Source organism: Clostridium sp. chh4-2 (assembly GCF_002899675.1).
Lineage (GTDB): Bacteria > Bacillota > Clostridia > Lachnospirales > Lachnospiraceae > CHH4-2.
In genome coordinates, this window is the sequence record NZ_PKUU01000011.1 from 34,252 (window position 1) to 54,650 (window position 20,399).

The 20,399-nt window shown below is 47.2% G+C and carries 16 protein-coding genes; 8 read left to right on the forward strand and 8 right to left on the reverse strand.

Annotated elements, in window-relative coordinates; translation table 11 throughout:
• Positions 1-49 precede the first annotated feature (49 nt).
• The 7 genes from C0033_RS13075 (at position 50) to C0033_RS13105 (ending at position 6,757) form a co-directional block, all read left to right on the forward strand.
• A complete protein-coding gene (locus C0033_RS13075; protein ID WP_180994725.1) occupies positions 50-1,045 on the forward strand; it encodes an MBL fold metallo-hydrolase in 996 nt (331 codons plus the stop codon).
• Between the two features lie 176 nt (positions 1,046-1,221).
• The gene (locus tag C0033_RS13080) at positions 1,222-1,680 is read left to right on the forward strand and encodes an 8-oxo-dGTP diphosphatase (RefSeq protein WP_103228323.1); all 459 of its coding nucleotides are present in this window, start codon (positions 1,222-1,224) and stop codon (positions 1,678-1,680) included.
• A 75-nt stretch (positions 1,681-1,755) separates the two neighbouring features.
• Positions 1,756-2,424, forward strand: a complete 669-nt coding sequence (locus tag C0033_RS13085) for a trimeric intracellular cation channel family protein (protein WP_103228324.1) — start codon at positions 1,756-1,758, stop codon at positions 2,422-2,424.
• Positions 2,421-3,113 carry a TIGR01906 family membrane protein gene (locus C0033_RS13090; protein WP_103228325.1) on the forward strand — a complete coding sequence of 231 codons (693 nt, stop codon included), beginning with the start codon at positions 2,421-2,423 and terminating at the stop codon, positions 3,111-3,113. Before C0033_RS13085 ends, C0033_RS13090 begins: the two co-directional genes overlap by 4 nt.
• Before the next feature lie 156 nt (positions 3,114-3,269).
• A complete protein-coding gene (locus C0033_RS13095) occupies positions 3,270-4,808 on the forward strand; it encodes a serine hydrolase (protein WP_103228326.1) in 1,539 nt (512 codons plus the stop codon).
• Positions 4,809-4,912: 104 nt separating this feature from the next.
• Positions 4,913-5,983 (forward strand): DUF4118 domain-containing protein, encoded by a 1,071-nt coding sequence (locus C0033_RS13100; RefSeq protein ID WP_103228327.1) that lies wholly within the window; start codon positions 4,913-4,915, stop codon positions 5,981-5,983.
• 78 nt (positions 5,984-6,061) lie between these two features.
• Positions 6,062-6,757 carry a response regulator transcription factor gene (locus C0033_RS13105; protein ID WP_103228328.1) on the forward strand — a complete coding sequence of 232 codons (696 nt, stop codon included), beginning with the start codon at positions 6,062-6,064 and terminating at the stop codon, positions 6,755-6,757.
• Between the two features lie 955 nt (positions 6,758-7,712).
• Here C0033_RS13105 and C0033_RS13110 read toward each other — a convergent pair.
• Positions 7,713-8,690 carry a 3'-5' exonuclease gene (locus C0033_RS13110; RefSeq protein ID WP_103228329.1) on the reverse strand — a complete coding sequence of 326 codons (978 nt, stop codon included), beginning with the start codon at positions 8,688-8,690 and terminating at the stop codon, positions 7,713-7,715.
• A 120-nt stretch (positions 8,691-8,810) separates the two neighbouring features.
• On the opposite strand from C0033_RS13110, the gene C0033_RS13115 reads away from it, so the two are divergent.
• A complete protein-coding gene (locus tag C0033_RS13115; protein WP_103228330.1) occupies positions 8,811-9,692 on the forward strand; it encodes a PHP domain-containing protein in 882 nt (293 codons plus the stop codon).
• A 97-nt stretch (positions 9,693-9,789) separates the two neighbouring features.
• On the opposite strand, the gene C0033_RS13120 is transcribed toward C0033_RS13115, so the two are convergent.
• Genes C0033_RS13120 through C0033_RS13150 form a run of 7 tightly spaced genes read right to left on the reverse strand, consistent with a single transcriptional unit; the run spans position 9,790 to position 20,185 of the window.
• Positions 9,790-10,476, reverse strand: coding sequence for an MBL fold metallo-hydrolase (locus C0033_RS13120; RefSeq protein ID WP_103228331.1), 687 nt, complete (start codon positions 10,474-10,476; stop codon positions 9,790-9,792).
• Positions 10,469-13,684, reverse strand: a complete 3,216-nt coding sequence (locus C0033_RS13125) for a glycosyl hydrolase (RefSeq protein WP_103228332.1) — start codon at positions 13,682-13,684, stop codon at positions 10,469-10,471. The genes C0033_RS13120 and C0033_RS13125 overlap by 8 nt, the downstream gene beginning before the upstream one ends.
• Before the next feature lie 16 nt (positions 13,685-13,700).
• On the reverse strand, positions 13,701-15,188 hold the full coding sequence (locus tag C0033_RS13130; RefSeq protein ID WP_103228333.1) for a response regulator: 1,488 nt from the start codon (positions 15,186-15,188) through the stop codon (positions 13,701-13,703).
• Positions 15,189-15,219: 31 nt separating this feature from the next.
• On the reverse strand, positions 15,220-17,001 hold the full coding sequence (locus C0033_RS13135; protein WP_103228334.1) for a histidine kinase: 1,782 nt from the start codon (positions 16,999-17,001) through the stop codon (positions 15,220-15,222).
• 18 nt (positions 17,002-17,019) lie between these two features.
• Positions 17,020-17,850: a carbohydrate ABC transporter permease gene (locus C0033_RS13140; RefSeq protein ID WP_103228335.1), complete on the reverse strand. Its 831-nt coding sequence runs from the start codon at positions 17,848-17,850 to the stop codon at positions 17,020-17,022.
• Between the two features lie 13 nt (positions 17,851-17,863).
• Positions 17,864-18,727 (reverse strand): sugar ABC transporter permease, encoded by an 864-nt coding sequence (locus C0033_RS13145; RefSeq protein WP_103228336.1) that lies wholly within the window; start codon positions 18,725-18,727, stop codon positions 17,864-17,866.
• 57 nt (positions 18,728-18,784) lie between these two features.
• Positions 18,785-20,185, reverse strand: a complete 1,401-nt coding sequence (locus C0033_RS13150; RefSeq protein WP_103228337.1) for an extracellular solute-binding protein — start codon at positions 20,183-20,185, stop codon at positions 18,785-18,787.
• Between the last annotated feature and the right edge of the window lie 214 nt (positions 20,186-20,399).

A 20,399-nucleotide genomic window follows, 5' to 3' on the forward strand; every position in this document is an offset into this window, starting at 1 on the left:
ATAAATAACTCATAATTAAAGAAAGCAGAGGTAATGTATGAAAGGAAACATGTGGCCAATTAATGGCGCAAGCAAAGCAAAACGGATTCTATGGGGCTCTCCTCAAAATCAAATCAGCTGGGCATTTATGAAACAGCTCCGTGAAAAAGACAAAACCAGAAAAGTATACGACTGCAATCCCTATATCGAAGTTTATCAGTTCCGTGACAACATGTACGGACTGTTTAACCAAAACTGCGACGGAGCAGGCGATGTCTGGATGTATCTGATCATCGGCCCTGAAAAAGCCATGCTGATCGATACCGCCTTCGGCCTTGGTGATATGAAAGCCCTGGTGGACGAGATCACCGGCGGAATGCCCGTCATCGTGGTAAACACCCACAGCCATTTCGATCACGCCTATGGCAACTGCCGCTTTGAACGCGCCTACTGCCACGAATACGAGGCGCCTATCATTGAGAAACAGAATGAACACATGTGGGACTATCTTTTCGATGAAAACGGCAATAATATCTGGCTGGAATTTGACAAAAATGACCTTCCCAAATTTAAGAAATACGAAGTGATCGGCGTGCCCGACGGCCATATCTTCAATCTGGGCGGCGGCTACGAGGTTGAATTAATCTGGCTTGGCGGCCATGCTCCCGGCATGGCCGGATACTTAGACAAGAAAAACCGGATCATTTTCATGGGCGACGATTTGTGCAGTGATGTTTCCGGAGTCGCTTCCGGCCCCCGGCCCGGAGCTGTCAACGGCCAGTACCAGAATCTCACCGTATTCCGCAATAATCTGGCAAAGCTGGTAGCCCGCATGGATGAATATGACTATGTATTTCCCAGCCATTTCATTGTCAATCTGGAAAACAGCGTGTTGGCCGACGAGCTTGAAACCTGTGACGCCATTTTGAAAAATCCTGAAGATTTTGATTACGAACAGGAAAATGTCATGGGAACCGGCGAAAAGCGCACCCGCAGGTTTAAATATATTAAAGGATTCAGTGTGCTGGCCTATACCATGCAGGGCCTGTATCCGCCTGAAGAGTAATTTAAACTCATACGAAATCCAAGTCCGGTTTGGGGACTTGGATTTTGTTTTGTCCGCCATACTTCACCTCTTGTTTCCTGCCGCCCTGAAATTTCAGATTGCCTCCCGCATAACTGTATGATAAAGTGTAATCTGTAAATAATTAAAAGTCCAATAAACACACAAGGTGATCTCATATGTCCAAAAGTGAAAAAGCTATCGTTACCATGCTGTGCATGGTCTATGACAATAATAAACTTCTCCTTCAAAACCGTGTCAAGGAAGACTGGAAAGGCTATACCTTCCCCGGCGGCCACGTAGAAAAGCAGGAATCCTTCGTCCAGGCAGCGGTCCGGGAGATAAAAGAGGAAACCGGGCTCACCATTTTCTCGCCCAAACTGTGCGGAATCAAACAGTTCCAGACAGATGATGACGAACGGTACATTGTTCTTCTGTTTAAAACTGACCGTTTTGAAGGGACTCTCACCTCATCCGAAGAGGGTGAGATGATGTGGATTGACCGAAGCCGTCTGGGGGAATATCCTCTTGTGGATGACTTTATGGAGCTGCTGGAGGTCTTTGATTCCCCTGATCTCAATGAATTTATGTATGAACGGGGCTCCGGACCTGATGACTGGACAGTAAAGATCTACTAGAAGCACGCTTAATTCTCTTATCATTCCAACCGCTTTGTGGTATACTCAAGAAAATATTGATAGAAGGGCTTTATAATGAAGATAAATCTGACTCTGTTTTTTATGATAGAAATGATCGGCACCATCGCATTTGCTTCTTCCGGGGCCATGGTCGCCATAAAAAAACAGCTGGATCTTTTAGGCGTCATCGTACTTGGCGTCACCACCGCAGTGGGAGGCGGAATGCTGCGGGATATCCTGATCGGAAATATACCGCCCAATCTGTTTAAAAATCCTGTCTATGTATTCGTCGCCTTTCTGACGGTAATCGTGTTATTTGTGATCGTCCGTCTGAATCAGAAAATTCTGGACAGCCGTTCCATCGAAACTTATGAAAAGGTGATGAATATCTTCGACGCCGTCGGGCTGGGCGCATTTACCGTAGTCGGCATCGATACCGCCATCGAAAGCGGCTATGGGGATTACACGTTTTTAATCGTATTTCTGGGCGTTTTAACCGGCGTGGGCGGCGGTATTCTCCGCGACATCATGGCCGGACAAACCCCATATGTTCTCAGGAAACACGTTTATGCCTGTGCCTCCATCGCCGGAGCCGTGGCTTATACCTTCCTGCTCAAACGGACACATTCCAGCGCCGCAATTCTGGTGAGCGCATTTTTGGTGGTGCTGATCCGGCTTCTGGCCACCCACTACTGTTGGAATCTTCCTACGGCAACCAAAAAACGAAAGGAAAAGGAATCATGAAAATAATCCAATATATTTTAGGCATACTGACCGCATTCTGCCTGATGATCATACTGCTGATCACTTCCGTAGAAGCAGTCACCTACTGGACCCCCGGCTTTTATGAAAAGGAATATGCCAAATACGGGGTCACCGAAGACGTGCATATGGAGATGGACGACCTTTTAGACGTCACTCATGAAATGATGTCCTTTTTAAGAGGAAACCGGGAAGACCTGCACGTAATGACAGTTGTAAATGGACAGCCAAGGGAATTTTTTAATGAGCGCGAAATCGCCCACATGGAGGATGTGAAAGGTCTGTTCATAGGCGCTCTTCTCCTCCGGCGGATCTGTCTTTTGACCGCTGCCGTCAGCCTTGTGATCATGTTTTTGCTGAAAGGCAGGGCAAAGAGCATTCTGCCAAAGACCCTGTGCATAGGAACCGGACTGTTTTTCGCAGTTCTGCTGGTGCTGGCAGGCATAATATCCACAGACTTCAGCAAATATTTTATCGTTTTCCACCACATCTTTTTTAACAATGACTTATGGATTCTGGACCCGGCAACCGACTTATTAATCAACATTGTTCCGGAACCATTTTTTATGGATACGGCCGCACGAATCGGCATTACCTATGGCATTTCCGTGATTGTGCTCTTCCTGGCCTGCCTGTATTTCGTACTTCGCGGTAAGAATAAAAAACACTGAAAGATAAAAGGCTTTTCATAGATTACGTCAGGGCCGGTAAACCATGCCCGCGCGATATATGAAAGCCTTTTTATTCTTTACTTGTCCCTTAAAATGGCATATACTGTTGAATAGGCACCTTGTCCCAAAATCATATAAAATGGAGATTAATAATAGATGAAGAAATTTTTAACCATGCTTTTATGCCTGTGCCTCTTAGCAGGCCTGTTTCCCCTGACCGCCTTTGCCGCCCCGGAATGGACGGAAAATGTTTCAATTGAAGCTGAGGGCGGAATCGTAATCGATGCCAATACGGGCGCTGTGATCTACGGAAAAAACATGCACCAGACATATTTTCCTGCCAGTATCACAAAGATTCTGACGGCTCTCCTGGTAATCGAAAACTGTGATCTGGACGAAACCGTCACGTTTTCGCAGAATGCCGTCTACAACGTGGAATCGGGAAGCAGCAACATGAGCATGGAAACCGGGGATCAATTGTCGGTCCGGGACTGTCTCTACGGCCTCATGCTCCAGTCTGCCAACGAAGTGGCCAATGCCCTGGCGGAACATGTGGCGGGCACGACGGAGGATTTCGCCGTGATGATGAATGAAAAAGCGGCTTCTCTGGGCTGTGTGGATTCCCATTTTGCCAATCCCAGCGGCTTAAACGACCCGGATCACTACACATCCGCCTATGATATGGCACTGATTTCAAAGGCTGCATTTGAAAATCCGACTTTTGTGGAGATTGATTCCACCACCTATTACGAGATTCCTGAAACAAAACGCAATGTGGGGGGACGCACAATCTACGCCCATCATTCCATGCTGAAGAAAAATGATTCCCGCTATTATCCCGGAGTCATCGGCGGCAAAACAGGTTATACCTCTCTGGCCGGCAATACGCTGGTCACATGCGCCCAAAGGGATGACATGAAGCTGATATCCGTTATTCTGAACGGCCATCAGACCCATTATGCGGATACAAAAGCCCTTCTGGACTTCGGATTTGAGAATTTCCAGTCTCTCAGAATTGCGGAGCACGAAACCACTTTCACTTCATTGGAAAATGATATGACCATAGCCGGCCTTCCAAGCAGCAACTTAAATGCCATTTCCATTGATAAGGACGCCCGGATTACTCTTCCGAAAAGCGCCGCATTTTCCGACGCAGTGTCTGACATCAGCTTTGACATCACAACAAAAGATCCGGAAAATGCCATCGCCAAGGTATTATATAATTATGACGGCCGATCTGTCGGCACCGCTTATCTGATGGTGGACCGGGCCATGATGTCCGCTCCGGCTCCGGCCCCTGCGCAGGAATCCGCCTCTGAACCGGCTTCCACAGCGGCAGTTCAGGAACCTGAAACTCAGCCTATCGTGGTCACCACACCGGCTGCCACAGATCCAAAACCGGATGTCAAGCCTGCAAAAGAGCCGAAAACATTTGCCATTCCATCTGTTGTATGGAAAGTTTTGGCCGTGATCGCCGTATTGGCTGTTATCATCGGGCTCATCGCCGTTATCAGGGTATATCAGGAAAGGAAAGAGGAACAGGCCCGTCTCATCCGACGCCAGAAACGGCTGAAACGGTTTAAAGACGCCGGTTACTCGGCCACAGAATTCGATATGCTTCTGGAACAGAAACGGTCCTCATATACGACGAAACGAAAGAACCACCGACGTAAGAAATTCCCGTTTTTTAAATAATATTTTTCAACGGTTCAGAGGGTGTAAATGGCCGCAGACCATGCAGGAAGATGCCCCTCTGAATAGTTCTTATATTCTAAATAATACAGATTAGGGGGAGTTCCATGTCCCGGCATACTTTGCTAAAAAATACAATTACTACCGCAATATTTCTGATTATAGCAACTATAATCGCTTCCATCTTTTTTTATTTCACCCGTAGGAACACCACCACAATCGCCATCATTTATATGCTGGCAGTCACCTTTGTGGCTAAATATACGGTGGGCTATGTTCCGGGAATCATCGCTTCCCTGGTGGGCGTTATCTGCGTAAACTATGTATTTACATTTCCATTTATGGAGCTTAATTTCACTATTGACGGATATCCGATGACATTTATCGGAATGATGGTCATCTCCAGCACCACCAGCACATTAACCACCCACCTCAAGGAGCAGAACCGGATTATCAACGAGCGTGAAAAGCTGCTCATGGAGGCGGAAAAGGAAACCATGCGGGCCAATCTTCTGCGGGCGATTTCCCACGATCTGCGGACACCGTTAACCAGCATCATCGGCACAGCTTCCACCTATCTGGAAAACAACGGACATTTAAGCGATCAGGAAAAAAATTCAATGGTATCCAATATCTGCGAGGACGCCAACTGGCTTCTGAACATGGTGGAAAATCTGCTGTCCGTCACAAGAATCAAGGACGACAACATGAAGGTCAATAAGACGGAAGAACCGCTCGAAGAGGTGGTATCCGAAGCTGTGATGAGATTCCGCAAGAGGCTTCCCGACGCCCAGGTTCATGTAAAGATCCCCGATGACTTCATCATGATTCCCATGGACGCCACTCTCATTGAACAGGTTATCATCAATCTGCTTGAAAATGCAGTTTATCATTCGGAATCCACAAAACCCATCGATTTTTATGTGGATATCCACAATGACCACGTTTATTTCCACATCAAAGATTACGGTCTGGGCATTCGGGAAGACTTGCTTTCTAATATCTTTGACGGATATAATACAGACAGAAACAGCAGCAGCGATTCCCACAAGGGAATGGGCATCGGGCTTTCCATCTGCAAAACGATTATCATAGCGCATCACGGAGAAATCCATGCGTGCAACCATCAGGAAGGCGCAGAATTTGTATTTTCACTGCCGCTGAAGGAAGAAGGTTGAGAAGGTTAAAGATGCGGAATCACAAACACCACAGACAGTAATGGTTTACAAAAACGAATGATTGAATTGGAGGTCGACATGGCACATAAACTCACGGTACTCATTATTGAAGATGAAAAGAATATTTCAAATTTTATCGAAACTACGGTCGCTAACAACGGTTATAAAGCCGTAACCGCATACACCGGAGCGGACGGACTTTCCCTGGCGGCGTCCTGCTGTCCGGACCTGATCCTTTTAGATCTTGGACTTCCGGATATCGACGGCATGGAAGTGATCCGCAGAATCCGCCAGTCTTCCAACATGCCCATCATCGTGATATCCGCCCGCACACAGGAGAATGAAAAGGTCAACGCTCTGGATCACGGGGCGGACGACTATATTACAAAACCCTTTGGCACTCCTGAGCTTTTGGCAAGAATCCGCACAGCCCTGCGTCATACGCACACCATAGCCGGCGCCTCCGCCAATGCCAATCTCTACTCCGTAGACGGACTGGTAATCGATTTTGAGAAACGGCTGGTGACAGTGGACGGAACAGAAGTGCATCTGACACAGATTGAATACAAACTGATCTGCCTTCTGGCAAAACAGCCTGGGAAGGTACTCACTTATGACTACATATTAAAACAAATCTGGGGACCATTTACGGATACCAACAACCAGATTTTAAGAGTAAATATGGCTCATATCAGAAGAAAACTGGAGGCCAATCCGGCAGAGCCAAAATACATTTTCACAGAAATCGGCGTCGGATACCGAATGAAGGAATAAATTGTTATTTAACGGGGTTGTCGGAAGGGGTACGCACGGAATGGGGAGGCGGAGCCGGAAGGAAACGCTCAGAGGGGAACCGGACCGGGGAAGCAAGATACGGACAAATGGGATTCGGGATTCGCCCCTAAGAACTACTAAGGCCCGTAAGGACAGAACGAGGCAGGCCAGCGCCATTCGCAGTGAACTCTTTATGACTTCGCTGCTCAGCGGCGCTTTAAAAACTGAGACGGAAATCAGTTTTTACCTGCCTCGTTCTGCCCTTACGGGCCTAAGTAGTTCTAAAGGGGTTCCATACGATCCCATTTGTCCGTATCTTGCTTCCCCGGTCCGGTTCCCCTCTGAGCGTTTCCTTCCGGCTCCGCCTCCTGGTTCTGGGCTGGTTTTCGCTAGCCTGGTTAAAAACAATATTTGTGCTTAGGTACTTATGCAGCACCACAACTACATTAATTGTTAAGGGATTTTCAGAAATGACTTCACCTTTTACTTTAAACGTCAAGGCATTTCGCAAAATGACCTCACCCTTTACATTAAATCCTCAAGGCTTTTCCGAAAATGCCTTCACCCTTGATGTAAAACTTACTCTTCCATCCACTAAATCTTTTTTATTTAGCTAGCCAAGCAACAGCCGGAAAGAAGGGGAAACCTGGGCGGGCGGCGGACATTGAGAAAGACAGGGGATCGTGTGCAGCCCCTTAGTGATACTTGGCCGGCAAGAGTGGAAAAAGGCAGACAAATACTGAATTCCGAATCAGTATTTGAGGCGCCCTTGAGCGATGAAGTCATCAGGAGTTCATCGCGAATGGCGCCGCGCTGCCTTTTTCCGCTCTTGGCGGTCTAGTATCACTTAGGGGCGTAACCCGAATCCCCTGTCTTTCTCAATGTCCGCCGCTCGCCCAGGTTTCCCCTTCTTTCCGGCGTTTCTTAGTTAAATAAAGATTTACGCATTCTCAAGCTAAAGTTGCTTTTTTCTTATTTTGCTCAAGCGGTTTTTCATATTGCGCTTTTTTCTTACTTCTTCTTTTTTCTCAATAACCTGCTGTGCGCCCTCTTCCCGGACAATCTTAATTGTCTTAACCGCATAAACCCTGTCGTCATCTGTCTTCTTCATGCGTATCTTGCCTCTTAAAAAGCCATGTTCCGGGCAAACTGCCAGGCAAAAGTAGACTTTCTGGTTTACGGAAAACCATCGCACCTTTTTCCGCAGCATGCGTCTGCACTGATAGCAGATCATATCGGTAACCGCTTTATCTTCCAGAGCCTCTTCCTTGCTTTCAAATGTTCTGGATACGTATTTGGAGTAGTCGGGAAATACCAGATAGATCTCTTCTTCTTTGCTCTGCGGAACGCGGTAATAATCCAGTGAGATATAAGGTTCCAGCTCCAAAAAATCCATATGAGCCATCACTTTTCCGGTATAGTAGGCATCGTCCAAAGCCCGGTGAAACGGCCGCTCTTCCATAATGCCCATCTCTTCCACCGCCGTATCCAATGAAACTTTGGTCTTTCCATAACCGCATTTTAAACTGTATAATTTCTGAATATCATAATAGTATAATGGAAGGTGAAATGGAAGTTCCATTCCATAATACACCATATTTCTCTGCAGTTCCGTCAGATCCATGGGGCCCCATGTACAAAATATGGGTTCGTCTTTACACCAGTCTAAAAATTCCTGCACTGCACAGGTAAAATCTTCTCCCTGCTCCTTCAGTTCCCGGATATCCATATGGGTAACTTCTGATATCATAAAGTGCATCTCTTTATAGACCTGTGGTTTTACCAGCCTGTGAAACTCTTCCAGCACACGAAATGATTCATCCAGCCTGACCGCACCGATCTCAATAATCTCAAATGGAAAGTTCTCTATGGAACCTTCTTTTCCCTGTGGACTCTGGTTCCACTCTAAGTCAAATACAATATAATTCTTCATAATGTTTGATTATATCATATATTAGAACATTTGCCTATTGAAAATCATTCCAGCTTGTTGACAGACCCTTTCATTTACACTAAACTAAAGCCATCTATTGCGAGGAAAGGAGCCAAACCCATGAGCGATATCGATTTACACATGCATTCCAACATCAGTCTTGACGGTGAATTTACACCTGATCAATTAGCAAAATTATGTTATGAAAACCACATTAAAACAGCCGCTCTGACCGATCATAATTCGGTGCGCGGCGTTGATAAGATGAAACAAGCGGCGGAAAACTATGGGATTCAGATAATTCCGGGAATTGAGCTGGATTGTATCTGTGAAGAGCTGGATCTTCACTTGCTGGGATATGGTATTGATATAACAGACCAAAGATTTGCAGATAATGAAACTTATATATTAAAGCAAAAACAGTCTAACTCCGTACAGACCATGGATCTTCTACTGCAGGCCGGAATCGCCTTTGATCCCGAAAAAGTTATGGCATTATCCCGTGACGGAGTGGTAATCGGCGAGACCATTGCTGAAGTCGCTCTTCAGGATGAGCGCAATTTTAACAATCCCTTGATGAAGCCATATTATCCGGGCGGAAGCAGGAGCAGCAATCCTTATGTAAATTTCTTCTGGGATTTTTGTTCGCAGGGAAAGACGGCATTTATTCCGGTGTCCTATATAACTGTGGAAGAAGCAATTGAACTGGTCCGCAGCACAGGAGGCGTTTCCGTAATCGCACATCCGGGGGCGATGGTGAAACGGGATGAAGAGAAAATTGCTTATATGGTTGAGTGCGGCGTGACGGGAATCGAGGTTTACAGCAGTTACCATTCTGAGGATGATATCAGGTATTATCGGGAAATTGCTGAGAAATATCATTTAATTCAAACTGTGGGAAGTGATTTTCATGGGAAGACAAAACCGGCGGTCAGGCTGGGTGGGACGAATTGCGAAGAATTGAGTTTTGATATTCGGGAGCTGATTCCCAAATACCGGTAATTTACATAAAGGGTGAAGGCATTTTCGAAAAAGCCTTCACCCTTTGCATTAAAACATTAAGGCATTTTCCAAAATGCCTTCACCCTTTATGTAAAAATCACCAGCTTCCCCGGAATCCGGCCTCTTCAATCTCATCCCGAAAGTCACAATCCAAATGCATACAAATCACCCTCCCCCTCCACTCTTCTCCAATCCTCTCTTTTAACCCCTCAAAATTCCCATGCCCAGAATCCCTCTCCGCATATTTAGCCGTATCCAGATACAGCCTGGCTAAATCTCCTCTAACCAGCTCATCCACCAGCTCCCGGCCGACCAAACCGCTGTCCCCGCTGTAATACACCGACTCATCCTCATCTTCAATCCGATACCCAAAACACCCCATACAAGGATCATGAAACACCGGAACAGGGGTGATCTTCACCCCGTCCCTCTCCGTCATCTCATCGGCAGACATATAATCATAGATATCCTCTTTAATTCCACAAAGCCCCAGATACTCCGTCAACCGCCTGTCCGGATAATAAACCCTGACCCGCCGGTTCTGTTTAAACCATGTATAGGCAATCAGCTCGCCCAAACTGCCCACATGATCCGTATGCATGTGTGTAATGATCACAGAAACCGATGCCGAGTTCCTATATTCCTCCAACTCATATACCTTGCGAAATACATCCTCCCCACAGTCCAGCAGATAAAAATCCCTTCCATGCATAAACCAGGCAGATGTATTGCCAAAAGCGGGATTAAACGCCGCCCCATACCCTAAAAAATAAATATCAATCATATTTAATCACAGGTGCTTTCAAGATGCCGGACGGTCTCAGGCAGTATTCATACGACCATGCGCAGCCGGTTGTCCTCCAGTAATCGGGAGCTGCCTTGTTATCCTGCGAATCGCAGTTATGAAGTGCGCCAAAGGTATTAATCCTGTTTCCATACGCCGTTATCTCGATACACTTTTCTCCTTTTCCAACCGGTTCAGTAGTCAGTTCATACGGTGAAAATGCGATGATTCCCTGTTTCCGCCCTTCATAGTCCACCCGGATCAGCGGCGAAGAAAACTTGTTCACAGAGATTGATAATGGTCTGTCCTCTCCCTCCACCGCAACGTGGTAGATCACATTTCCCCCGTAAAACGGCAGCCCTTGTGACGTCCAGTCGCCAAAATACAATCGGCGCACCGGAGGAGTTACTACGGCGCTGCACCCCGATACTTTCACGCCGAAATCTCCCAGCAGATAGACCGCTTCCAAGTTAGCTCCATCGTGAAAGCTACGAACCAGACAGAGCTCATTGGCCCCCTTTTCAAGCGCACCTAACGGTATCGTGCTGATTCTCCGGTCCACATACCAGCCGTCCGGCTCAACCGTCACCGGATATCCATTCCAGAATACCGTAGTTTCTTCCAGCTGCTCCAATGCCAGACTCACGCTGTCAATCGGGCATTCAGACCAGATATAATAGCGCAGCTCAATTCTGTGATCCTGCCTTCCTGATTTATCCTTTTCTTTCCTTCTGCTCCACGGCTGGGGCCATGCCTCCATGCGGAGCGGGTATCCCAACTGCTGCCGCAGCTTATTATCGATTCTGAGAATCTCTTCGTGATCCTGCCACGGCTGCCCATCGAAGGAGTATTCCGGCATATCCAATACCAAAACATTGGGTTCGGTCAATGTGATGGATACCTCTTTGCTGTACTTAGCTTCATATGGCGCTGTCTTTTCCTCAGATGTCTCCTGAACCGGCGGCTCTGCCCGATCTTCACCGGAAAACGGCATAAGCTGAAGCAAAATGCTGTCGTGTTCAAACAATTCCATCCGAACCTCCGTCACCCCATTCTCCTGTCCGCAAGTTTCCATCCTCTCAGATGTCCCATCAAGCGCATTCATCCGAACGCATTCCCAGCTTCCCTTAACCCTTAAAAGCAGCTGTTTAGGACGCACAAGCTCATTTTTCTCCGGGTTTTCCTTGTGAGCCAGGAACAGCCAGCGCATATCTCCTTCTTCCCTTATCTGGCAGATCAGGTCTTCTGCTCTTTCAAAATCCCCATAATATGCCTCGATATCCCCATAGCCTTCCAGCTCCCGGTAAAGGGCTGTTTTCGCATCGGGAATTACCCGGCATTTACGGGCAAAATGTTCCGCTTCATCAGAACATTTTCCGTCTATAAACTGTGGGATTCCTCCGATAAACAGGATTTGTCCCCCATTATCCTTAAACTCTTTTAAAGCGGCCAGTGTCGAAGACCGGATCGTCTTCATATAAGGAACAATGACTGTCTGATATTCCATCTCTCCCACAACAAAACCATGTTCCGAACTCCCTTTATACAGCCTCGGCAGCAAAGATTCCGAGATGAAGTCGAAATCCAGGCAGCATCCAAGCATCCAGTCTGTAAAGCGCAGAAACTGTTCATCCAGTTCCTTTACCGCTTCTCCTGTCTTTTCCATGGTTCCCCAGTAAAGCCAGCAGGATTCCACCGGATGCAGAACCCCGATCTTCACCCCGGCGCGCCCCCGGCTCAGAACCATGGCGATCCGGGCAAAATAATCCTCGATCAGTTTATATTCCTCAAACCAGGGCGACTGGTAAAATATGGACGCAGGATAATCCCGTTTTGCTTCCCCTTCCATAGACGTCCAGGAAAGATGAGGCGCTCTCACCGTTACGCCCAAAGCGGCCTGCCAGTCTCCCTGAAGCTTATGTCCCCTGAAATCAAAGTCCCAGTTGGTCACACCATATAATTCGCTTATCATCGCCTCCCGGCCGCATTGGTGTACAATGCTCTGGGCCTGCTTTGCGGTGGTAAATTCCCTTCTGTCGCATAAGATATCAATACCTGGAATCTGAAACCCGGGATAAGACCTCATCGCTTCTCCCACATACTCCGTTTGGGAAGACAACAGCGGCTCCTTCATCAAATGTCCGGTCAAAGCGATTCCATTGGCTTCACACCAGGCTCCGATCTGCTCCCCATAGCTTTCTGCAAACAAACGGCTCACCAGGTCATGATAATCATATCTGGCTTCCGATTCCATGTCCTCCCTGTCGTAAAACAGTTCCGGCAGGCGGTCTAACAGATCGAATCCGTACTGTTCTTTAAAAAGCTCCGGCAGGCGGTCCGTAAACGGCAGAATTACTTCTTTGCGGCTTTCTATGCTTCCTGCCCTCTGTTTGGGCGTAAACTGAGGTTCATCCGTGAATATGCCCGGCACTGCGCCGCCGAAATCATCTCCCAGATATTCTCGGTATTTTTCATATGTGATGTCCAAAAACTGTTTTACCGCTTTTGAATTTAATGTATCCACATAGGACTGGCCGTTAAACCATGGATTGTCACCGCATACTTCCAGATATGCATACCACACGTTTTCTTCAGTCTGGCCGGCCGGTTCCAGTCCAGCCGGTTTTTCTCTGGTTTTTTCTTCGGCCATTTCCGTCTCATATGGCCCGGCGGCCCTGCCTGTCTCTTTTGCATCCCCCACGTCCAGTCTTTTATAGCTCTTTAAAAAGCCGTTTTCCCCTGTCACCAGATAAATTCCCAGGAGCTTCCTTTCACCGCTTCTCACCGCGGATGCGGTTGAGTTCTTTTTATCAGTTTCCGGCACCTCGCCGTCTGAATACGGTCTGGGTGACCACACTAAAAAGCGGGACCGGTACTCACTGCTGCAAGTCACCAGCCCGCCTGCGAAACCTGACGGCCAGCGGTCTTCATCGTAAAGCCATGCATGAAGCCCCAGCTTTTTGGCCTGCTCATTGGCGTAGGAGATCATTTCCATAAATTCATCGCCCAGATAAGGCAGGTCCATGCCGGTTCTGCTGTGCAGAAATCCGCCGCCCATGCCCATCTTTTTGAAGACCTCCAGGCAGAAATCCACGTCTTCCCGGGTCATTTTTGTATTCCATGCCCAAAACGGCACGCCCCGGTACTCGGCCGGCGGATCTGCAAATTGAAGCTCAGAAAATTCCTTCTTATTGAGTTGATACAGCATTCTTCCTCCTTTTCATTCAGGACAGGCTGTCGATATACTCCGACGGCGAAATCCCCGTCACCGCCCGGAATATCCTGCTGAAATAAAATTGATCCTTGTATCCTGTCATCATTGCCACATCTTTGATAAACATCTGAGGATTCCGTTCCATAATCTCCTTTGCCCGTTCGATTCTGACATTCCTCAGATAAGAATGAAACGCCTGCTTTCCATGTTTCCTGAATATCAGATTCAGGTAAGACTGGGACAGCCCGAATTCCCTGCACACGGACGATACGGTGATATCTTCCGACAAATGCTTCCGTATATAATCCTCTATTGTCTCCAAAAACTCCGGTGAATCCAGTTTTACGGCTTCCTTATCCTCCCGCCAGTAGCGGATAAAGATACTCTTTAAACTATCATACAGCTCTTTTACGCTTCCCGCATCATAAAATGCGTCTTCCAGCATCATTTCATCCTCAAATACATCGCCCTGATAGTTCAGATACTGCTGGACTTTGACGGACATCTGCCGGACAAACCGTTCCAGGCGAAGCTGGGGATATTCGGCTTCGCCTGCATTTTTTATAAAATCCCAGAGCGTTTCCAGAAACATGGCATAGTCCTTTTTCTCAAGACACCGTTCCATGCTTTTCATCGCTTCCTGGCTGTAAACTTCCTTTGCGGGCATCTCGTCCGGCCCTTTGTCTGCGGATACCATGAACGTCTGGCTGACGCCGATGGAAAGGCGGCTGTTTAAACTCTTATAAAGACAGCAAATCATGCTCTCCAAGTCCGCGGACTCAACGGTATGGGGCACCATCACGGAGGTCACAAAACATCCGTCCCCATTTTTACGCTCCGCCTCTTTGGCCATCATCCGGTAAAATTCCGCTCCGCCCACCACTTTGGACGGGCAGATGTATAATGCCTCCCGCTCATCCCGGCCGTACACGAATATGGTGTTTTCCATCTCAGAGATCAGCTCGATCTCATAAGTTCCCGTAAATCTTCGTGGCAGCCCGTTTTCCCGGATCACGGCCAGATAATACCGTTCTTCCGGAAAATACTCCCGTATCTTTTCCTGATCGGACAGCTCCCCGGTAACCATGGCGCGCACCAGGCGTTTTCTCTGTTCGTACACCCGTTGATCCAGCACCTTTAGAACGGGGGCTACCGCGGATACGAAATTGGCCGGGGTCATGGGCTTTAACACATAATCGGATACCCCGTATTTTAACGCAGCCCTCACATACTCAAATTCCTGGTAGCCGCTGACTAAGACAATCTGGGCGTCCTCCTGTTCCTCTTTTATGGCTTTGACCATATCGAGACCGCTCATTATGGGCATTTTCACGTCGCTGATTACCAGATCGGGCGATAATTGGCGGTACTTCATGAGCCCGTCCTTTCCATTTTCCGCGGTTCCCGCTATGATGAGGGACGGACATTTCATCTTTATTATATTACAGATATAATCCAACGCACTGGGTTCATCGTCCACTACCAGCACACGAAACATTATGATCCCCCCTGACGCTTTTGTACACGGTTTATAAGTCTTCCGAATCCGCAAACGGAGCCGCGATTATAACGGTTGTTCCGCTTTCAGATCCATTGATATCGAATTCTACCCGGTCGCCGAAAAACAGAACCAGGCGGGCGTATGTATTGAGAAGTCCCATGCCGCCGATTTCCATTTCTATCACTTCGTGCCGGTACATGAGATTGATTTTCATCTCTTCCATGTCCTGCTTGATCTTGTCGGCAGTCTCCGGCCGTATCCCCTCTCCGTTGTCGCAAAACTCCATAATCCAGCGGTCTCCGGCCTGGGAACGCCTTCCTGTCACCGTAATTTTCATGACTTCCGCGCTGCCGTTAAACCCGTGTTTGATGGAATTTTCCACGATCTGCTGAAATACGATTTTCGGTACCAGCTGCTTTTTTAAATCCTCTTCCACGTCAATTCTATATTCAATCTTATGCTGGTATCTAAGCTTCATGAGATACAGATATTGGTTCAGATACTGGAGTTCATCCGCAATGGCGGCATACCGCATCTTGTTGCCCGTAGCATAGCGCAGCATTCCGGATAAGCTGTCGCAGATTTCACAGATGGATTCGTCTCCCAATATCAGGCCTCTGGAGGAGATTACATTCAACACATTATGGAAAAAATGAGGGTTGATCTGCGCCTGGAGCAGATCGTAGCTGGCCTGAAGCTGCAGGTAGGAAAGGTTCTTTTCATTGGTTAACGACTCTTTCAGCCTTTTTAGAAGCTGTTCATAGGCATCGGTCAATGCCTTTATCTCATCCACGCTGTTTTCAATATGGATTCCCTCTTCCATATTGTCAAAACTGGCCTGTTCCATCTGCCTGCGCAGCTCGTTGATGGGCCGCGCCATATTGACGGATACGCGGATGATAAAATATACGAACAGACCGGCAAACAGCAGAATAATCCAGAACGCCATCCATAAAAAGCCGGACATTTTTTTCAGGATCACTCCCCTGTCTTCGGAAAGCAGAATTGTAACCCCGGTCAAATCTGAATATATGGAGGAAACGATCTCCTGTTTCCCTGTTTCCGGATTTTTTGCCTTGAAGATTCCATTGTTCTTTTCCATGCCCAGCTGCTGATAAAATGCTGCGCCCGGGGCATTTTCGTCCCCGTAAAGGAATTTTCCTCCGTCAAATATAGCCGTCACACGGATGTTATCGTCATAAATATCAAAGATCTCATTTAAGGATTCCTCTGTCTGCTGGACTTCCAGATATCCCAGCTGATATCCCAGAATCTCCCGTATGATTCCATATACATTGGGCCGGGACTTTAAGCCCCACGGGTCGGCATGGGGCGGTATCAGCATGGTCTTACCCCGGATTCCGGTGGCTTCCCCGATCCATACTTTCTGTTCCTCGGGAATGGCATCCCGAATCTTCCGGTCGTCAAAATCATAGCTGGCAAACAAGTCTCCATGTTCATTGTAAATGAGAACCCTATAATAGTTTTTCACAATATGATAGGTGTTCAGACGGATATTGATCTTTTTCTTGGCTTCTAAGCGGTAGTTATTATCTTTTGGAACAGAGGAGAGAATCTTTAAATTATCCAGAATTGCAGGATCGGATAAAAGGGATTCCGTGGCTTCCTGCATGGAACTGTATTCCAATTCCAGCTGCTTCATCATCTGTCCGGTAAGGGTGGTGAGGTAAGAATACTCTTCCGCCACATATCGTTTCCGCGACGAATGATAGTACAGGACGCAGATCACCATGACCGAGATAAACAGAAATGCCACATAATTCAACAATATTTTTTTCTGGAACCTCATATCCCCACCTGCCCTTTGCTATCCTTTTACCGCTCCCGCCGTCATACCGTCCACTATCTTATCATTCAGTATAAAGAATATTATTAACATAGGCAATACAATCATGATAACATCTGCAAATAACAGGTTATAGGAGCTGGAAAACTGCCCGATAAAGCTGTATAACGTCAGCTGAAGCGTAACATTTTTCGATCCCGGAAGAAAATACAGAGGATTCATAAAATCATTGAATACAGAGACTAAATTGAGTATGCTCACCGTAGCGCTTACCGGTTTTAACAGGGGAAATACCACCGTCCAAAAAGTCTTCCACTGGGAGCACCCGTCAATATAGCTGGCATCCTCCAGCTCAATCGGTATGGAAGACATGAATCCCCGGTAAAGCATCACGGTAAACGGCGTATGGAGAGCAACTTCGATGAGAATCATTCCCACCATGGTCTTATAAAGTCCCAAACTCTGCAAAATCCAAATCGTCGGCATAATCGCAGGCGGCACCATAAGTCCCACTAATATCATCGCATTGGCCGCAGTCATCTTTTTATCACTGCGCCGCTGAAGCACGTAGCCGGACATAGCGGAAAATAAAATCAGCAGAACAATGGAGCAAACCGCCAGAATAAAACTGTTTTTATAAGCCCGGACCAGCATGTAGTTCTGTTCCTTTATAACATTTATAAAATTCTCAAAATGCAGGGATTCCGGAAGGGAAATGCTTAGCTGGTTGGCCGATTTCCTGTCCTTTAAGGAATTTGTCAGCATGAACAGAAACGGAATGATAAAGATAAAAAAACCGGCTGTCACTCCCGCTGCCGTGGCTATCAGGCATTTTATATTCTTCTTTTTCATCGTCATTCACCACCTATTCTTCCCGGCTGATTAAAAACTTCTGGAGCGGATAGGCGATAACGCCAATCACCACCAGCATGATCACATTTCCGGCTGTGGACAGCCCGTAATATCCCGCTGCAAACTGTTTATAGACAGAAAGGGCGATCACCTCTGTCGCCGTCCCCGGCCCGCCCTCCGTCATGGCTTTAATCAGATCAAATGTCTTCATTCCCGTAACAAGGGAAAGGATGATAACCGAATTCATGGCCGGACGACACAGCGGCATAGTGATATATCTGAGCAGCTGGGAACCTTTCGCCCCATCCACCTCAGCCGCTTCATAATAGGTGCGGTCAATGGCCTGAATCCCTGAGATGAAGATAACCGTGGCCACTCCAAGACCTTTCCACACGTCCGTGCCTATGATGGAAAACAGCGCGATATCGGGATTGCCAAGCCAGTTCACGCTATGGCCGCCGAAGAACCTGATCACCTGGTTGATCAGACCTCTGGACGGGTGCATCAGAGCGCTGAAGGTAATTCCCACCGCAACCGAACTCACCAGATGAGGAAAGAAAACAACCGATCTCAGCGTCCTCTTTAACTTTATATTCCCTGTCAGATAAACCGCCAGCAAAAAGCCTAAAACCACCTTGATCCCGCAGGTAGAAAACGCATAGATAAACGTGTTCATAAGGCTGTGGCTCAGCGCTTTGTCTCTCATAAACATTTTAAAGTTTTCCAGCCCCACGAACTTCACGTCGGTAAAGCTCCAAACCGTAAGGCTGAAATAAAAGGAAATCACCAGAGGGATGATAAAAAGTCCTGTGAACACAATTAACGTAGGGGCCAGAAACCATCCCGAATACCTTTTTTTCTGTTTCAAATCCTTCACCTGCTTTCAAAAAAAGACTGCCCGTATATACCGTTCAGGCAGTCTTTTTATTATCTCTTACTTCCAGTCAAGTCCCAGCTGCAATGCCTGCAGTTTGCAGTCCTCGTCATACTCTGCCGCAGCGTCTTTTCCGGTGGTTAATCCGGAGATGAGCGATTGGGTAATTGTAGAACAATTGGCGCCCTTTACGGCAGTCTGGAATTCCATAGCTACTTTTGTTTTATTGCTGTCAAAATATGCCTGCATATCGTTCTTTACGCCGTCATAAGAATTCTCAGGTAAAGAATATCCCTTAATGCAGTAAGGTCCGTCCGGAAGGATTGCTCCGGCATAAGCATTTAACGCTTCATCAGAAATGTAGAATTCCATGAATCTGAGAATATCGTCCTTCTTCTCAGAATTTAAGCTTCCATAGAGGGAGTTTGGCATCCAGACGGTAAGTCCATGGTCATCCGCCTTATCCCCGGGAACACCGAATACACCGATCTTGTTGACCGCTTCTTCGCCGTACAGGGAGTAAATATTGGATAATGCCTGGGTCAGGCTGATCCAGTGGGCGCCGTCTCCATTGGCCAGCATATCGCATGCCTCGTCATAGGTGGTCGCTGTATGGCCTTCCTGTAAAAACGGCAGCACATCCTCGTATTTTTCCCAGCTCTTTAATGCGGCCGGATCGGAAGCGTACTTTGCATTTCCCTTTTCAAATTCACTGACAAAGTCAGGATTTGCGGCAACCACGTTGTAATGATCGCCCAGGAACAGAACCTGCGTCATGGATTTTTTAGCGGTGGAACTGATATAAGCCGTATGGCCTGCTTCTTTAATCTTCTCGCAGTTAGAGATGAACTCATCCCATGTATCAGGCACTTTCAGCCCCAATTCCTCATAAATCGGTTTGTAATACATCACGGCCCCTGCCTGCGTGGATGCAAACGGAACGCCGTAAATCACACCGTTTACAGTCACCGAATCCTTATAGGTATCGTCATATTTCTCCGTAAACGGCTGATCCGTCAGGTCGATAAAATATTCCGACGGGTTCAGGGCATCCAGAAGCGATCCTGAGTTGTATACCAGAAGATCCGTCATTTCCCCGGACGCCAGCCTGGTCTTCAGCACACTGTCATCCACTTTGTACTCAATCTCAACCGTAATTCCCAGTTTTTCCTTTGCCAGATCACAGACTGCGTTAAGTCCGTCCAAAGATACGTTATTGTCGATCAGAAGAGATAATGTAGCCTCTTTATACTCCCATTCCCCTTCCTTCTTCTCCGTCTCGGCCGCTTCAGTCTCAGCAGGCTTTGACTCTTCCGCTGCCTTTGTGGAAGCCTCCGTTGCAGGAGCTGCCGGGGCTGTAGTCTCCGGCGCTGTTTTTGATGAACCGGAACATGCTGCAAGACTTGTTGCCGCCATCATGGATGCCAGTGTTAATGCAATCATTTTCTTTCCTTTTTTCATAAAACTTGCCCTCCTTTATCACACGACTCTTAGATAATTGTATCTTAACACAGAGGGCTTAGAAACTACATGGAGAAAACGACAGAAGCGGATGTAAAAAATAACAGTCCGGTCTTGTGACGTTTAAACCCGGACTGCTATCGCTGTATAAAGTAATATAAAAAGCCCCGGAATCAGAAATTTTAAAACATCCTGATCCCGGAGCCTCTCTCAT

Bases quoted from the DNA above. Each gene is read 5' to 3' on its own strand.
- C0033_RS13100 (WP_103228327.1), top strand. From the start codon at position 4,913: ATGTCCCGGCATACTTTGCTAAAAAATACAATTACTACCGCAATATTT.
- C0033_RS13080 (WP_103228323.1), top strand. From the start codon at position 1,222: ATGTCCAAAAGTGAAAAAGCTATCGTTACCATGCTGTGCATGGTCTAT.
- C0033_RS13110 (WP_103228329.1), bottom strand. From the start codon at position 8,690: ATGAAGAATTATATTGTATTTGACTTAGAGTGGAACCAGAGTCCACAG.
- C0033_RS13085 (WP_103228324.1), top strand. From the start codon at position 1,756: ATGAAGATAAATCTGACTCTGTTTTTTATGATAGAAATGATCGGCACC.
- C0033_RS13135 (WP_103228334.1), bottom strand. From the start codon at position 17,001: ATGAGGTTCCAGAAAAAAATATTGTTGAATTATGTGGCATTTCTGTTT.
- C0033_RS13120 (WP_103228331.1), bottom strand. From the start codon at position 10,476: ATGATTGATATTTATTTTTTAGGGTATGGGGCGGCGTTTAATCCCGCT.
- C0033_RS13130 (WP_103228333.1), bottom strand. From the start codon at position 15,188: ATGTTTCGTGTGCTGGTAGTGGACGATGAACCCAGTGCGTTGGATTAT.
- C0033_RS13105 (WP_103228328.1), top strand. From the start codon at position 6,062: ATGGCACATAAACTCACGGTACTCATTATTGAAGATGAAAAGAATATT.
- C0033_RS13090 (WP_103228325.1), top strand. From the start codon at position 2,421: ATGAAAATAATCCAATATATTTTAGGCATACTGACCGCATTCTGCCTG.
- C0033_RS13115 (WP_103228330.1), top strand. From the start codon at position 8,811: ATGAGCGATATCGATTTACACATGCATTCCAACATCAGTCTTGACGGT.
- C0033_RS13150 (WP_103228337.1), bottom strand. From the start codon at position 20,185: ATGAAAAAAGGAAAGAAAATGATTGCATTAACACTGGCATCCATGATG.
- C0033_RS13095 (WP_103228326.1), top strand. From the start codon at position 3,270: ATGAAGAAATTTTTAACCATGCTTTTATGCCTGTGCCTCTTAGCAGGC.
- C0033_RS13140 (WP_103228335.1), bottom strand. From the start codon at position 17,850: ATGAAAAAGAAGAATATAAAATGCCTGATAGCCACGGCAGCGGGAGTG.
- C0033_RS13075 (WP_180994725.1), top strand. From the start codon at position 50: ATGTGGCCAATTAATGGCGCAAGCAAAGCAAAACGGATTCTATGGGGC.
- C0033_RS13125 (WP_103228332.1), bottom strand. From the start codon at position 13,684: ATGCTGTATCAACTCAATAAGAAGGAATTTTCTGAGCTTCAATTTGCA.